Genomic DNA, 14,291 nt, shown 5'->3' on the forward strand with positions numbered 1-14,291 from the left:
GTCCAATGCAAAAGCATCTGGAATCCTGCACCAGGAAGGTTCCCATGACCACCGACACCCCCTCCGCTTCCCCAGTCCGCGCCTCGGGCAACAACGTCGACGCCCCTACTTCGGTCGCCGCGCCCCGCGAGCACTTCGCCAGCCGCCTCGGCTTCATCCTCATCTCGGCCGGCTGCGCCATCGGCCTGGGCAACGTGTGGCGCTTCCCCTACATCGCCGGCGAATACGGCGGCGCGGCCTTCATCCTGATGTATCTCATCTTCCTCGTCATTTTGGGCCTGCCCGTCATGGTCATGGAGTTCGCCGTCGGCCGCGCCTCCCAGCGTTCGGCCGCCCAAGCCTTCGATATCCTGCAGCCCTCGCGGCGCTGGCACTGGTTCTCCTGGTGGGCCTACATCGGTTGCATGCTGCTCATGATGTTCTACACCACGGTCTGCGGCTGGATGCTCGCCTACATGGCGAAAATGGCCACGGGCACCTTCGACGGCCTTGACCCCGACGGCGTCGCCGGCGTCTTCGGCACCATGCTCGCCAACCCCTCCGAGATGGTGGGCTGGATGCTCGCCGTCGTCGTCATCGGCTTCTTCGTCTGCAGCTTGGGCCTGCAGAAGGGCGTCGAGCGTATCACGAAAGTGATGATGATCGCCCTGCTCGGCGTCATGGCGCTGCTCGTGGTGCGCTCCGTCACGCTGCCCGGCGCCGCCGAGGGTCTGGAATTCTATCTGGTTCCCGACTTCGGCAAGATGTTCGCCGGCGGCCTGTCCGGCTTCGGGGACGCCGTGTACGCCGCCATGGGCCAGGCGTTCTTCACGCTGTCGCTCGGCATCTCGGCCATGGAGGTCTTCGGCAGCCGTATCGGCAAGCAGAACTCGCTCACGGGCGAGGCCCTGCGCATCTGCGGCCTGGACACCGCCGTGGCCATCCTCGCGGGCCTCATCATCTTCCCCGCCTGCTTCGCTTTCGCCGTCGCCCCCGACCAGGGCCCCTCGCTCGTGTTCGTCACCCTGCCCAACGTGTTCAACCAGATGCCTTTGGGGCAGCTGTGGGGCACGCTGTTCTTCGTGTTCATGAGCTTCGCGGCGCTCTCCACCATCATCGCCGTCTTCGAGAACCTCATCACCTTCACCATGGAGAAGTGGGATCTCGACCGCAAGCGCGCCTTGGCCCGCACCGCCGTGCTCGTCACCGTGCTGAGCCTGCCCTGTGCCCTGGGTTTCAACGTGCTTGCCGGCATCACCATTCCGGGCATCGGCGACATTCAATCCATCGAGGACTTCATCGTGTCGAACAACCTGCTGCCCTTGGGCAGTCTGCTGTACGTGGTGTTCTGCGTGTCGCGCAAAGGCTGGGGCTGGGACAACTTCCTTGCCGAGGCCGATGCGGGCACGGGCATGAAGTTCCCGCGCTGGGCCCGCGGCTGGCTCACCTTCGGGCTGCCCGCGCTCATTATCATCATCTTCATCATGGGCTACGTGCCCAAGATCATGATGTGGGCGGGTTTGGCGTAGCAGCTTGGCATAGCGGCGTGACGTAGTTCGGGGAATTCCCTAAGCGTCGCCGATTTCACCTCGACGTTGGCGAGCCCTTCCGCTATACTGCACTGGTGCCCCTGAGCCCGAGTGGTGGAACGGCAGACACGACGGTCTCAAAAACCGTTGCCGAAAGGTGTGCGGGTTCAAATCCCGCCTCGGGCACCATCGAAAACCAACGGCCCCGTCCCCACGGGGCCGTTCTGCATGCTTGAGTCGAAGACCTACTCCGTCGGGTGATAGTAGATGTACATATCCTCGTAAACGTCGTCTTTGTTGCGGAAGCCGCCGGGAATCATGCCGATGCGCGCGAACCCGAGGCTCTCGTAGAGCGCTCGCGCCCGCTTGTTGCTGGCAACCACGGCGTTGAATTGCAGGCCGCGGAAGCCGCATGCGGCCGCTTGGCGCAGACAGTCCTCCACGAGCAGGCGCCCAATGCCCTCGCCGCGGCTGGCCCCCGCCACAGCGAAGCTCGCGTTCGCAACGTGCCCGCAGCGCCCGATGTTGTTGGGATGCAGAATGTACAGCCCGCGAATGCGCCCACCTACCGTAGCCACGGCCGTATGGGACTGCTCGGCGAAGAAGATCCGCGCCTCTTCCAACGTCAGCGGCTCGGTCTGCGGGAAGGCATTGCCCGCTTCTACGATCTCGTTCCAGATCTCCGCCATCGCCGGCAGATCGTCCTCCTGGTAAGGCCGGGTAACCTTCAAGGCTAATGGGTCCAGTGTGCTCATAGTGGCTTTCTTTCCATGGTATTCTCAAGAAGCGATATTCGCAGGGAGCAATTTCCGTAGGGGCTGACCTTGGTCAGCCCTCCGCAAGCGGCACAATGCCGCGCGACAAAAAAAGGGGCGACCGAGGTCGCCCCCTACGGGATCGAACGCGAGGTTGGCGGACGCTCTGGGCGCGATGCCGCCAACAAGCTCCGAGACCGGACTAGATGTCGGCCAGGGTGAAGTCCTTCTCGCCGTTGAACACGGCCAGGGCGTCGGCGACGGCCCAGTCGGCCAAGGTGATGGCGGAGATGGCCTTGGTCAGGCGCACCGCCTCGTCCAGGGAGCGCTGGTGAATGTTGCGACCCGTGGCGTTACCGTCGGCACCGCCCACGTGAATCTGGTCATACAGCTGGGTGAGGAAGGTCTCGGCATCCACAGTGGAGCCACCCGCGCACACGAGGCCCGTGCGGCCGGCGGCGGTGGAGGCCACCTTCAGGGCCTCGGCCGGAGTGCGGCCGTCCTCGGGCTTCGGCGGGTTCACCTTCACGAAGTCGGCGCCAAGGCAGAGAGCCACGCCGGCGGCACCGGCGATGAGGTCGGGATCCTTCTCGGCGGTCACGGCCTTGCCGCGAGGGTAGATCCACAGCACGACGATGAGGCCGTTGGCATGGGCCTGGGCGATGAGCTCGCCCGCCTCGGCCATCATGGTGGCCTCGTACTCGGAGCCGAGGTAGATCGTGTAGCCGAGGCCCACGATGTTCACGCCGGCCTCCTTCATGGCCAGCACGGCGTCCAAATCGTACAGCTGCGGGGAGTAGGGATCCTCCTGCTTGGTGCCGACGAGGTTGGTCTTGGAGTTCATCTTGATGAGGTAGTTGATCTCCGGGTAGTCGGCCGCGTACTGGGCCACCAGCCCGCGCTGGCCGGCGAGCACGCCGCACACGCCCTCGGAGCCGATCTTGAACAGATGCTCCGGATCGAGATCGGCGATGTCGATGCCCTCGCCGTAGAAGTCCTTGTTCAGGTGCTCGATCTTCTGATCGCAGGCGAACAGCATGAGACGGCCGGTCTCGCGCGTGGCCTTCAGGTAGTTGGTGATGTACTCGTCACGGGCCTCGGGCATGACGTCGGCGGGAACGCGCACCTCTTCCCGGGTGATCTTCGGCATGGGTTTCCTCCTAGAGAGTCGTTAGAGTCGTTGCAATAACGCGCTTATTGTACAGAAACAAAGCCTGACCGCGCCTTCTTTCACAAAGAAAGTAGGCGCAGAACCTCTCGTTGCGCCCAAGCGCTGGCACGGAGGCGGCGCGGCACGGATTACTTCTCGGAGCCGTTCGACTTTTTGGTCACGCGTCCGTATACGACAAGCGCCACGATGGCCACAGCGGCGGTCACGGCGAAGATGATGACCGATTCCACGATATTGCCCGACACAAGCCCCGCTGCCGCGTAGGTGGAAAGCACGATGCCGGGAATGCGGGCGAAGTTCGAGATGAGCACGAAGTTCTTCATGGACATGTGCGTGAGCGGCGTGATGTAGGTGAACACGTCCTTGGGCAGCCCCGGAATGAGGAACAGGATGAACACGATGACGTTGAACTTGTCGGAGGTCTCCCAATCGCGGAACTTGCCCATGTACTTCTCGGGCACCATGGCCTGGACGAACGGGGCGCCCAACTTGTGCACCAGCACGAAGATGAACGAGCTCGAGATAATGCAGCCGAGCCAGATGATGAGCGCGCCCACCCAAGGCCCGTAAATCATACCGGCGGCCACCTGGACTACCTCGCCAGGGATGAAGGCCACGACGATCTGAAGGAACTGGATTGCCAGCAGAATGAGGAAGCCCCAGGGGCCGGCGTTGCGGATGTCGGAGGTGACGCGGTCGACACCGCCGGGCTCGAACAGCTCGTGGATCATGGGCCAGACGAGCACGACCACCACGATCATGATGACGAAGAACGCGATGAGCCCCACGAACTCGAAGATGTCCGCCGCAGGCATCGGATGCCCGGCGACCGACTTCTCCTCGTGGGCCTTCGCCTCGAGCTTCTCGAGCCGTTCGGAATGGTGGTGGTTGTTCGGGTGCTTTTCCATGGCTTCCAGTCTAATGCAGCCGCCCCACGACGGGGGCGGCTTTCAGGAACTCTTTACCTTAGTGACGAAATCGTAAGCCGCAGGCCCGCGGCGCGCAGGTCGGCGCCTCGGCGCCCAAAACGTCGGCGCCCAGCGCCCGCCCACAGCGCGCGGCCTAGTCGTCTTCCTTGCGAGCCTTGTCGTACTCCTCCTTGAAGGCGGAGAACATGCCGCTGGCGCGCTTGATCTGGCGGCCCGTGGCGTAGGCCCCCTTGTTCACAGCTTTGCCCGCAGCCTTGGTGGCAGTGGACACGGCCGGCTTCACGGCCTCTACGGTCTCGCGGGCGCGGTCGGCCACCACGGCCGTGGCCTCGCCGGCCTTCGCGGCCAGGCCACCCTCGACGGCAAGCTCGGCCACCTCGTCGGACACGAGGATGGCGCCCAAAATCGGCTCTTCCCCCTCGTCCTGCCCGTTCACGGAAAGCGCCGTGCCGATGCCGCGCTTGAAGCCGCGGATGAGGTGCCCGGGGATCTCGCGAACGCCGAGCAGCGCGTTGGCCGTGGCCCCCTGGGTCACCGTGAGCGAGCGCACCTCGCCGGTCTTCGGATCGAAGGACACGTCGCCCACCGTGCCGTACACGGTGCCGTCCTCGCCTATGACGGGCAGCCCCGCCCACAGCACGCAGTCATCGTAGTTCACGCCCATGGCCTTGCAGGCGCCTTTGCCCGTGGCTTCGGGGGCCTGGGACACCACGATACGGCCGTCCACCACGTCGTAGCCGTTATAGGCCACGAACACGTCCTTGCGGCGGAACATCCACAGCAAGTCGGGGCGTTTCACGATGAAGCCGACAAAGCGGCGCTGGGTGGGGTGGAACACGCAGTGGCGCACCTTCCCGAGCCGCTTTACCGCCTCAGGTTTCTTCGGCGTGCTCTTGTCGAGAAGCACGCGCTTTCCAACGATCTCGCCCGTGGTGCCGTATCGCTTGGCCATGATTTACTTCTCGTCCTTCTTGCCCTCGGCGGCCTTCGCCACCTCGCCGGCGGCTTCCTTCACCTCGGCGGCCGTCTCCTTGGCGCCTTCCTCGGCCGTGGCGGCGGCATCCTTGGCGGCTTCCTTGGCCGTCTCGGCGACGTCCTTGACGATCTCGGCGGCGTCGGCGTCGGCATCGGCGTTCTTGGCCACCTGATCGGCAATGCGCTGACGGGCGGCTTCGATCTTGTCGCGCAGCTCGTCGCCCTTCTCGTTGATCGTCGGGGAGATGTTGCTGGCGGCCTCCTGGATGGTGGCGGCCACATCGGCCCCGCGAGCGGCGGCCTCGGAGGCGATCTCCTGGCCACGGGCCGTCACGTTGTTCACGACCTCGGCACCCTTGGTGGCCGCTTCCTGGTAGATGTGCTGGGCCCCGGCGGCGGCGGAATCGCCCCACTGCTGGGCGTTGCCCGCGAACTCGCCGGCTTTGTCAGCCACCATGGCGCGCGTCTCGGCGCCAGAACGGGGCGCGGCCAGCAGAGCTGCAACGGCGCCAACGACGCCACCGATGAGGAACATTCCGAATTTGTTGGCCATAACTGCCTCCTTTATCGACAGAGTATCAGGTTCGCCCATTATAGGCGGAGAGCCCCGCGCGGGGGCTCTCGCTGCTCATTGCTCACCTTACGGTAAACAAGTTGTAATTCGTCATAGATGAGGAAATCTCTCAGAGAAAACCTCAGTCCGTGCGAACCTAGAAACAGGCACCGCGGGCGTAGGCCTCGTTCACGAGCGTGTCGAGCACCGCGGGCAGCGACAGCCCCGCCGCCGCGCAGGCCATGGGGAACAGGGAGCGCTCGGTCATGCCCGGGGACACGTCCACCTCGAAGCAGCGGGCCGCGCCGCCGTCCCAGATGAGGTCGACGCGCCCGAGATCGCGCACGCTGTAGGCGCGGTAGACTTCCAGCGCCGCCCGCTCGATTTCCGCGCGGATTGCCTGGGCATCGGCCGCGTTGGGGGAAAGCGACTCGTCGCGCACGGGGCAGAAGAACTCCACAGCGTCGTCGGCCATGCGGGCCGCCGCGTCGTAAAAGCCCTCGCGAGCCACAATCTCTACCGGCGGCAGCGCGTGGGCGTCCCAGCCGGTGCCGAGGATGGACACGGAAAGCTCCACGCCATCGACCCACTGCTCGATGTTCACGGCCTCGTCGTAGGACAGCGCATCGAGCACCGCCTCGCCCAGCTCCTCCTGGCTTTTCACCTTGTGCACGCCCAGGGCGCTGCCGCCGTGGGCCGGCTTCACGCAGACTGGATACCCGCCGATGACGCGGTCGGCCACCATATCGAGCGCCGTGGCCGCACCCATGCCCTTGAAAGCATCGCGCGCCAGGTAGACACCCTGGGGCCAGGACGCGCAGCCCTCCTCGCCAGTCAGGTCGCGGTACTTCGCCAGCGACGAGTGCAGGGCGTCCTTGTTCCAAGCGCGATGGCAGACGCTCGCCGGCGAGCCCACGAACGGGATGCCGAGGAACTCCAGCAGGCTTTGGATGGTGCCGTCCTCGCCGTGCTTGCCGTGCAGGGCGTTGTACACCACATCGGGCCGCTCGCTGCGCAGCGTGGGAACCAGATCGGCGTTGGTGTCCAGGGGCACCACCTTGTGGCCGGCCTCTTCCAGCGCCTCGCACACCACCTTGCCGGAGGCCAGCGACACCTCGCGCTCGAAGGACTTGCCTCCCATGAGCACTGCAACTTTCATACACGTCTCCTTTGTTGTTGAAACTCCTCGGGGGCGGCCTTTATTCTGCCGCGGCTTCCTGCGCCTCGGTCACCTTCTCCTCGGCGATCTCGATCTGCTCGGCATCGCCTTCGCGGGCCTGCATGACCGCTTCCTCGTTCTGCTCGGAATCGACGATGACGTCCTTCCAAGAAGTGGCATTCTCGTCCATGGCTGCATCCTTTCTGTCGTAGCCGGGCAGCGCGCCGGCCTCAATGAACACGCGGTAGAGTTCGAGGCGCTCCTCGATCACCTTCGCCAGGCGTCGGATGGCCTCGGTGATGGATTCGGGCGTCTCGAAGCTGAAGTTCACGCGCATGGAGTTGCGCCCGGTTTTGCCATCGGGGAAGAACGAATTCCCCGGCACATAGGTTACGCCCGACTCCAGCGCTTCGGCAAGCATCGAATCGGTATCCATATAGTCCGGCAGCGTAATCCAGAGAAACATGCCGCCGGCCGGATGCGTCCAGGTGGCCTCGGGCGGGAAGAACTCGTCGAGGGCCGCCAGCATGGCGTCGCGGCGCTCCTTGTACAGCGCGATGAACTTCTGCAGCGTGCGCTGCCAGGCGACATCGGCAAAGTAGTGCTGCACGACCAGCTGGTCGAAGGCGCTGCCGCACAAATCGGCACCCTGCTTCACCAGGTTGATGCGGGCGAGCACGGCCTCAGGCGCGGCAATCCAGCCCGTGCGCAGCCCCGGCCCCAGCATCTTCGAAATCGTGCCCAGGTAAATGACCGAATCGTCCATGGCCTTCAGGGGCACCTGGTGGCCGCCGTCGTAGCGGAGACGGCCGTAAGGATCGTCTTCCACCACCATGAAGTTGTACTCATGGGCCAGCTCGAGCAGGCGGCGCCGGCGCTCGGCCGTCATGGTGACGCCGCCGGGGTTCTGGAAATTCGGGATGGTGTAGCAGAACTTCAGGCGCGGGTTGTCCTTGCCGATGCGCTTGAGTTCCTCTTCCAGGAGATCCATGCGCATGCCGTCCTCGTCGAAGGGGATCGCGCGCACATCGGGCTCGAAGGCGGAGAAGGCCTGCAGCGCCCCCAGATAGGTGGGGCCCTCGGTAATGATGATGTCGTCGGGGTCGATGAAAGCCTCGGCGATGAGCGTTAGGGCCTGCTGGGCGCCCGTGGTGACGAGCACCTGGTCGGCCTTCACGCGGATGCCCAGATCGCGCATCATGTCGGCGAGCACCGCGCGCAGCCCGGCGAGCCCGTCGGTGGGGCCGTACTGCAGCGATACTGCGCGGGCCTCGGGGCTCTCAATGGCGGCCAGCGTGGCGCGGCGAATGTCCTCCTCGGGCAGAAGCGACACAGCGGGCATGCCGCCCGACAGCGAGATTACATCGTCGCGCGTAGCGGCGGCGAACAGGTTGCGCACGGCCGACGGGCGCATCTTGCGCACGCGTCGGGCGATCTTGTCGCCGGTGGTGTCGAAGGTGATGTGAGCTGACGACATCTTATTCAACCGTCCCTTCCAGAAGCGCCAAGGCGTCCTTCAGGGCGCCCAATGCGATGAGGTCATCGGTAAAGTTTACTGTAACACGGGCCAAACCGTCCCGCTTCGAGAGCCATTCCGTCGTACCTACAAACGTGGCATCGGAGGCGCAAGCGGGGTTCGCAGCCTGCAAATCGATGACCAGATGCTCCAGCGCGTGAGGCAGCGACGTGCGGGCGAGCACCTCGGCAAAGGGGGCGTCCTCGTCATTCAAGCAGGTGTGGAAGGCGAGGGAGGGGCGCGCGGCAAGCAGCCGATCGGCGCCGCACGTGCCCAAAGAGGCATCCGCGCCCTCGGGCACGCGCACGAGCAGGGCCATGCGATCGCGCTCGAAGGCAATGCGCTCGACGGCGAGCCTAGGCACGGTCGTCAGCTTTGTCCGAGGTGTCGGGGGCCGGCGTGGCATCGGCCTTGTCGGGCTCTGCGCCGCCGTCGTCGTTGCCGGATTTCGAGCCATCACCGGTGTCGGCCTTGGCATCTTCGCCAGCCGTGGCCTCGGGCGTGTCAGTCGCCTCGGGAAGCGACGGCGTTCCCGTGGGCGTGCGGCTCAGCAGCGTGACGCCCTTGGCCTCCTCCTCCGGAGCCAGCACGCGCCCCTGAGCGGACTCGGTCAGCGCGCGCAGCGTCCAGGCGATATCGTCGCCCAAGGTGTCGGCCGCCGAGAAGTCGCCATCCACCAGAGCCAGCTGGTTGCGATCGAGCGAAAATCGGTAGCGGCCGCCGCCCTTCAAGTTGCCGAAGGATAGCTCGAAGGTTTTATCCTGGTCGTTCAGCGCATAACGGTAGGACACATCATCAGTCAGCTGGATGCGATCCTCGGTGATGGTGATGGGCGTAGCCGTGCCGGCCAAATACCAGGTGCCCGCGAAATCGGCCGCATCGTCCTCGGAGAACCAGCGGAGCCACGCGAATCCGCCCGCCGCCGCACCGACAAGCAGCACGACAACGATAACTACGGACACCACCGCCACCCGCACCGGATGGCGGCGCTTGCGAGAAGGCGCAGTGTTCGAACGGCCTCCCCTCCCCCTCCGCACTTCGCGGCCGCCATCGCCTTCACCGGACGACGCCGCGCGACGAGACGACGGCTTCTGCGCCGTCGCCGTGGCGGCTGTCGTCGCAGCGGAGCGGAGACGACCCTCGGCAGGCGGCCGGCCGCCGGAACCGGTCGGCGCGGCCGCCGCCGGCGACTGCTCTTCCATGGCTCTTTAGACCTCTTCCGGCCCGATCACCGTCTTGCCGCCCATATAGGGAACGAGCACCTCGGGCACCGTGATGGTACCGTCGGGATTCTGGTAGTTCTCGATGACGGCGGCCATGGTGCGGCCCACGGCCAGGCCCGACCCGTTCAGGGTGTACACGAAGCGGCTGCCTTTGAAGTTGGCCGGGTCGCGGTACTTGATGTTGGCGCGACGGGCCTGGAAATCGGTGCAGCAGCTGCAGGAGGAGATCTCCTTGTAGGCGCCGTAGCTGGGCAGCCACACTTCCACGTCGTAGGTCTTCGCGGAGGAGAACCCGATGTCGCCGGTGCACAGGCTGATGACGCGATAGGGCAGCTTCAGCTGCTGCAGGATGTTCTCGGCGTCTTCCACCATGGATTCCAGCTCGTCGAAACCGGTCTCGGGTGTGGCGAACTTCACCATCTCCACCTTGGAGAACTGGTGCACGCGAATGATGCCGCGGGTATCGCGACCGGCGCTGCCCGCCTCCTCGCGGAAGCACGGGGTGAAGGCGCAGTAGTGCAGCGGCAACGAATCGGCGTCGAGCACTTCCCCGGCGTGCAGATTCGTCAGCTGCACCTCGGCCGTGGGGATGAGGTAGAGGCCCTCGGTGGTGTGGAAGAGGTCCTCCTCGAACTTCGGCAACTGGCCCGTGCCCGTGAGCGTGGCGGCGTTGGCGAGCGCCGGCACCCACCACTCCTTGTAGCCGCGGGAGGTGTGCTGATCCAACATGAAGGCGATGAGCGCGCGCTCGAGACGGGCGCCGGCGCCGCCGAGCACGTAGAAGCGGCTCTCGGCCAGCTTCACGCCGCGCTCGAAATCGATGATGTTCAGGGCCGGCCCCAAATCCCAATGGGCCTGCGGCTCGAAGCCCTCGGCGGCGAAATCGCGGGGCGTGCCCCAGCGGCGCACCTCGGGATTGTCGTTCTCGTCCTCGCCCACCGGCGTGGTGGCGTCCACCATATTCGGAATGGAGAGCATGAGCGCGTCCATGGCGGCCTCGGCCTCGGCGCGGGCATCGCCCAGGGCGGTGAGCTTCTCGTTGATCTGGCGGACGGTCTCCTTGGTGGCGTTGGCCTCGTCGGTCTTGCCCTGGCCCATGAGCGCGCCGATCTCCTTCGAAAGCTTGTTGCGCTCGGCCTGCAGGGCCTCCTCCTCGGCGATGACCTCGCGGCGCTGCACATCAAGGGCGGTGAACTGCTCCGGGTCGAAGGAGGCGTGGCGGTTCTTCATCGTCTCGGCAACCTCGTCGAGGTGCTCGCGTACGTACTTGATGTCCAACATGGGGCGGCTCACTTTCACAATGATCGGTTGCCTTAGGCGCCGGCAGTCCGGCGGTTTTCAATGCGGCCCAGTATAGCACCGCCCGCTGACGCGGGCGGGAAGTCTTCGGGTGCGGCGGGCGCAGGCGGGCAGAAGTCAGGCTGAGGGTTTTCGCGCGGCCGGGGCGAAGCTATTCGCTTTCGTCCTCGTCGTCATCGAACAGCGACCAGTCGTCCTCGGTCTTCTCGTGGTTCTTGAACTGCTTGCGCGTCTTGCGCTCCAGAATGAAGCACACGATGATGCTGATCACAAGACCGCCACCGACCAGAATGCCGATGCCGGGCATGGTCTCGAACAGAAAATGGTACAGCTCTTCGATGTTCATAGGTCGCTATCTCGCCTTCTTCGCCTACGCCGCTCGCGCCGCGGCAGGTGGGTTCGTCATTAGTGCTGTCAGTATACTATGACCTGCAGGGAAGTGGCCTACTTCTCTTCTTCCACATACCATTCTTCTTCGGCCCAGCGGGCGCGATCGGGAATGCTCATAACCGCGGCCAAGATGCCGAGAACGCCGGGCACCAGCGCTCCGAGCAGCGCCGCCGGAGCGGGCAGCCACGAGCCGCCGAAGGAAGCGAGATGGGCCGCCGCGCACGCACCGAGCATGAGCACCGCGGCTGCCACCACCGAACCGGCGATATCGAAGGCGCGGGTGCCGCGCACGCACAAGAGGCTGTAAAGGCCCGCAGCGGCGATCCAGCTTGCACCTATGACCCAGGTGGCCGGCTGCGACGCCACCGCCAGGCACCCTGCCGCCGGGTTGCTCGAGAAGCCGAGGTGCATGACCGCGTCCCAGTTCATGATGTCGACCGAGCCGCAGCCGGCCATGATGAGGGCGCTCGCGAAGGCGAAGGCCGCCGTGATGACCGATTGCAGCACCGGCAGCAGCACGCCGCACGTCACCGGCGAGGCCGCCGCGAAACCCACGGAGCCGAACAGCGGCTGCATGAGCGCCGAGACCGCCTGGGCGGTGCCGCGGCGCCCGACAAAGTACCACCACGCGCCCGTAGCCGCGGTGAGCAGCACCGCCGGCACCCAGGCGCCCGCGCCGGCAAGCCCCACCACAAAGGCCCCGTAACCGAACAGGACGCCGATGGAAGGCCTGATGACAGCCACTAAAGCACATACGGCGATCACCACCCCGTAGGCAATGGGGGCATCGGTGGCGAGTCCCATGGCAGAACCCGGAGTAAGATGCAGGTTCGCCATGCCCGCCGCCGCCAGCAACGCCACAGCCGCAGCGGCCACGATACGGCCCACAATGGCGGCGCCGCGCAGCCCCAGGCGGTCGACGAGCGGGGGCAGCGGCTCCCAAACGCGCTCCGGCTCCTCGGCAGCCGGCTCTTCCATCTTCCCATTCACGATGTCGGCGAGCACCCGCTTGCCCTTCTTGGCGTTGCCCAGATAGGGCGAAAGCGCGGCCGAGAAGGCGGCCACATCCTCGTAGCGCTCGTCCATGTCGGGGTCGAGAGCGGCGAACATGACCTCGTCAGCCTCGGCGTCCAGCTCGTCCCAGCACAGCGACGGCAGCACGAGCTCCGCCTCTTCGATGGCCTCCTCCGCCGCGTCCAGATCATCGGCGAAAAACGGGTTCGAGCCGGTGAGCATCTCGTAGGTGAGGCTCGCCAGGGCCCACTCGTCGGTGCGTACATCGAGCGGCTCCTGGCGCATCTGCTCCAAAGGCATGTAGCCGATGGTGCCGCCGCCCGTGGTGCCCGATCCCGTAGCGTCCATGAGGGCAGCCAGGCCGAAATCGGCCACCTTGGCCTGGCCCTTGCCGTTCACGATGACGTTTTCCGGCTTGATATCCAGATGCAGGGTGTGCTCGCCGTGGGCCACCTCCAGGGCATGGGAGACGGCCGAAAACACGGCGGCCACCACATCCAGCGTGATATCGTCGTCCACCTCATCGATGATTTGCGCGAGCGTCTTGCCCTCGACGTATTCCATGATCACGTAGGCGCTGCTGCCTTCCACGGCGCAGTCGTACACGGTGACGATATTCGTATCGGACAGCTTCGCGACGGAGCGAGCCTCCTCCAAGCCGGGGATGTGCTCGAACAGATCCAGCTCGTCTTCGGCGTCGGGTTCGGGCTCTTCGGCGATGACCCGCGAGGCGCGCACGCCGCGCAGATGGCGCACGTCCACCGATTCGGCATCGGGGGTGGCCCCGGTAGCATCGGGCGCCTCTTCCACCACAGTCTGCGGCTCATAGAGCACCTCGGGGGCGTGGCGCGTCTTGCGGCTCACCCGACCCGTGAGGCGCGCCGGCCCGCGCCGCCGACCGGCGAAGTCGGTCGTGGAGGCGTTCCAGGGAATGAGGGAGTCCCCCCATTCGTCTTCGGCTGCCTCAGCATCAAAATCATCTGCACCAGCGACATCGACAGAGTCATCGTCAGGATCACCGAAGTCGTCCCAGTCCTCCCAGGGCGGCACCCCCTCGGCGGCGCACCGGGACACCGCGGTCGCGGACCGGCGCCGACGGCGCTCGTCGCGGGCCGCCAGGAAATCGGGGTCGGCGGGGAAGGCGGCCGCCGACGAGCTGCCAGCAGGATCGCCCGCGGTGGCACCCATGCCTGCACCGGCGGCCGAGACTGCACCCGGGCCCGCATTCCGACCAGCGACCCCCGTCTCGGCGCCCGATGCCCCTGCTTCTACCTCTTCCAAATCCGCCGCCATGCGCGCCTCGAGAGCCTCGAGGCGAGCAGCGGCCAGCTCGTCTTCGGAAAGCTCGATGCACTTGATAGCCACATCGCGCTTGAGATGCGTGTCGAAAGCGTGCACCACCGTGCCGTAACCGCCGGAGCCGGCCTGGTCGATGACGCGATAGCGATCGAGTATGAGGGGGGATCGTGCCATAGGGGCAAAACCTCTCTTGGGTACGTTTCAGGAGTGTTTTCGAGGTGTGGCCATTCTACCATTGAGACATCGCCCATGCGATGGCGGTTTCGCGGGAAGCGCACCGCAGGGGACGGGCGCGCCAGAGCTCCAACCTGGCAACTGGGAAGCCTTGTCACCGCCAGGAGCCCCAAGCACGACAAACTTTTTTCCATTTTTGGTCAAAAAGTCGAGTTGTGAGTTTTTGAGGGGGTGCGGACTCCAAGTTGGACACCCAGGTGTCCGGAAGGGAGTTCGAATGTACGACAAGAGGGCCAAGCAGGATGCGCTGGATCTGTGGTTCTCGA

At 65.4% G+C, this 14,291-nt stretch carries 13 protein-coding genes and 1 tRNA gene; 2 read left to right on the top strand and 12 right to left on the bottom strand.

What is annotated here, in order from left to right; genetic code table 11:
- The first annotated feature begins 44 nt into the window (after positions 1 to 44).
- On the top strand, positions 45 to 1,508 hold the full coding sequence (locus ACW4QM_RS07545) for a sodium-dependent transporter (protein ID WP_114540413.1): 1,464 nt from the start codon (positions 45 to 47) through the stop codon (positions 1,506 to 1,508).
- 105 nt (positions 1,509 to 1,613) lie between these two features.
- A tRNA-Leu gene (locus tag ACW4QM_RS07550) sits at positions 1,614 to 1,697 on the top strand.
- A gap of 56 nt (positions 1,698 to 1,753) precedes the next feature.
- Here ACW4QM_RS07550 and ACW4QM_RS07555 read toward each other — a convergent pair.
- The 12 genes from ACW4QM_RS07555 to ACW4QM_RS07610 all read right to left on the bottom strand — a co-directional run bounded on the left by ACW4QM_RS07555 (position 1,754) and on the right by ACW4QM_RS07610 (position 13,965).
- A complete protein-coding gene (locus tag ACW4QM_RS07555; protein WP_114540412.1) occupies positions 1,754 to 2,263 on the bottom strand; it encodes a GNAT family N-acetyltransferase in 510 nt (169 codons plus the stop codon).
- A gap of 202 nt (positions 2,264 to 2,465) precedes the next feature.
- On the bottom strand, positions 2,466 to 3,413 hold the full coding sequence (locus tag ACW4QM_RS07560; protein WP_114540411.1) for a beta/alpha barrel domain-containing protein: 948 nt from the start codon (positions 3,411 to 3,413) through the stop codon (positions 2,466 to 2,468).
- 149 nt (positions 3,414 to 3,562) lie between these two features.
- Entirely contained in the window at positions 3,563 to 4,342 is a 780-nt protein-coding gene (locus ACW4QM_RS07565) for a TVP38/TMEM64 family protein (RefSeq protein ID WP_455798341.1), read from the bottom strand.
- 154 nt (positions 4,343 to 4,496) lie between these two features.
- Complete coding sequence (locus tag ACW4QM_RS07570) at positions 4,497 to 5,315, bottom strand: PRC-barrel domain-containing protein (protein WP_114549188.1); 819 nt, start codon at positions 5,313 to 5,315, stop codon at positions 4,497 to 4,499.
- 3 nt (positions 5,316 to 5,318) lie between these two features.
- On the bottom strand, positions 5,319 to 5,891 hold the full coding sequence (locus tag ACW4QM_RS07575; RefSeq protein WP_114549189.1) for a YtxH domain-containing protein: 573 nt from the start codon (positions 5,889 to 5,891) through the stop codon (positions 5,319 to 5,321).
- Between the two features lie 157 nt (positions 5,892 to 6,048).
- On the bottom strand, positions 6,049 to 7,050 hold the full coding sequence (locus tag ACW4QM_RS07580; protein WP_114549190.1) for a D-alanine--D-alanine ligase family protein: 1,002 nt from the start codon (positions 7,048 to 7,050) through the stop codon (positions 6,049 to 6,051).
- Between the two features lie 40 nt (positions 7,051 to 7,090).
- A complete protein-coding gene (locus ACW4QM_RS07585) occupies positions 7,091 to 8,527 on the bottom strand; it encodes an aminotransferase-like domain-containing protein (protein WP_022741101.1) in 1,437 nt (478 codons plus the stop codon).
- Position 8,528: 1 nt separating this feature from the next.
- A complete protein-coding gene (locus tag ACW4QM_RS07590) occupies positions 8,529 to 8,930 on the bottom strand; it encodes a cyanophycin synthetase family protein (RefSeq protein ID WP_114540407.1) in 402 nt (133 codons plus the stop codon).
- Positions 8,923 to 9,768 carry a hypothetical protein gene (locus ACW4QM_RS07595; RefSeq protein ID WP_455798342.1) on the bottom strand — a complete coding sequence of 282 codons (846 nt, stop codon included), beginning with the start codon at positions 9,766 to 9,768 and terminating at the stop codon, positions 8,923 to 8,925. Before ACW4QM_RS07595 ends, ACW4QM_RS07590 begins: the two co-directional genes overlap by 8 nt.
- A 6-nt stretch (positions 9,769 to 9,774) precedes the next feature.
- Entirely contained in the window at positions 9,775 to 11,070 is a 1,296-nt protein-coding gene (serS, locus tag ACW4QM_RS07600; protein ID WP_041714699.1) for a serine--tRNA ligase, read from the bottom strand.
- Between the two features lie 169 nt (positions 11,071 to 11,239).
- Positions 11,240 to 11,434 (bottom strand): DUF6724 family protein, encoded by a 195-nt coding sequence (locus tag ACW4QM_RS07605; RefSeq protein ID WP_022741115.1) that lies wholly within the window; start codon positions 11,432 to 11,434, stop codon positions 11,240 to 11,242.
- A gap of 98 nt (positions 11,435 to 11,532) precedes the next feature.
- Complete coding sequence (locus ACW4QM_RS07610; RefSeq protein ID WP_114540405.1) at positions 11,533 to 13,965, bottom strand: bifunctional serine/threonine protein kinase/MFS transporter; 2,433 nt, start codon at positions 13,963 to 13,965, stop codon at positions 11,533 to 11,535.
- Positions 13,966 to 14,291: the final 326 nt, after the last annotated feature.

It is taken from the genome of Adlercreutzia sp. CNCM I-6207 (assembly GCF_977072305.1).

Excerpts from the sequence above, each read along its gene's own strand:
- ACW4QM_RS07545 (WP_114540413.1), top strand. The coding sequence starts at position 45 with ATGACCACCGACACCCCCTCCGCTTCCCCAGTCCGCGCCTCGGGCAAC.
- ACW4QM_RS07555 (WP_114540412.1), bottom strand. The coding sequence starts at position 2,263 with ATGAGCACACTGGACCCATTAGCCTTGAAGGTTACCCGGCCTTACCAG.
- ACW4QM_RS07560 (WP_114540411.1), bottom strand. The coding sequence starts at position 3,413 with ATGCCGAAGATCACCCGGGAAGAGGTGCGCGTTCCCGCCGACGTCATG.
- ACW4QM_RS07565 (WP_455798341.1), bottom strand. The coding sequence starts at position 4,342 with ATGGAAAAGCACCCGAACAACCACCACCATTCCGAACGGCTCGAGAAG.
- ACW4QM_RS07570 (WP_114549188.1), bottom strand. The coding sequence starts at position 5,315 with ATGGCCAAGCGATACGGCACCACGGGCGAGATCGTTGGAAAGCGCGTG.
- ACW4QM_RS07575 (WP_114549189.1), bottom strand. The coding sequence starts at position 5,891 with ATGGCCAACAAATTCGGAATGTTCCTCATCGGTGGCGTCGTTGGCGCC.
- ACW4QM_RS07580 (WP_114549190.1), bottom strand. The coding sequence starts at position 7,050 with ATGAAAGTTGCAGTGCTCATGGGAGGCAAGTCCTTCGAGCGCGAGGTG.
- ACW4QM_RS07585 (WP_022741101.1), bottom strand. The coding sequence starts at position 8,527 with ATGTCGTCAGCTCACATCACCTTCGACACCACCGGCGACAAGATCGCC.
- ACW4QM_RS07595 (WP_455798342.1), bottom strand. The coding sequence starts at position 9,768 with ATGGAAGAGCAGTCGCCGGCGGCGGCCGCGCCGACCGGTTCCGGCGGC.
- serS (WP_041714699.1), bottom strand. The coding sequence starts at position 11,070 with ATGTTGGACATCAAGTACGTACGCGAGCACCTCGACGAGGTTGCCGAG.
- ACW4QM_RS07605 (WP_022741115.1), bottom strand. The coding sequence starts at position 11,434 with ATGAACATCGAAGAGCTGTACCATTTTCTGTTCGAGACCATGCCCGGC.
- ACW4QM_RS07610 (WP_114540405.1), bottom strand. The coding sequence starts at position 13,965 with ATGGCACGATCCCCCCTCATACTCGATCGCTATCGCGTCATCGACCAG.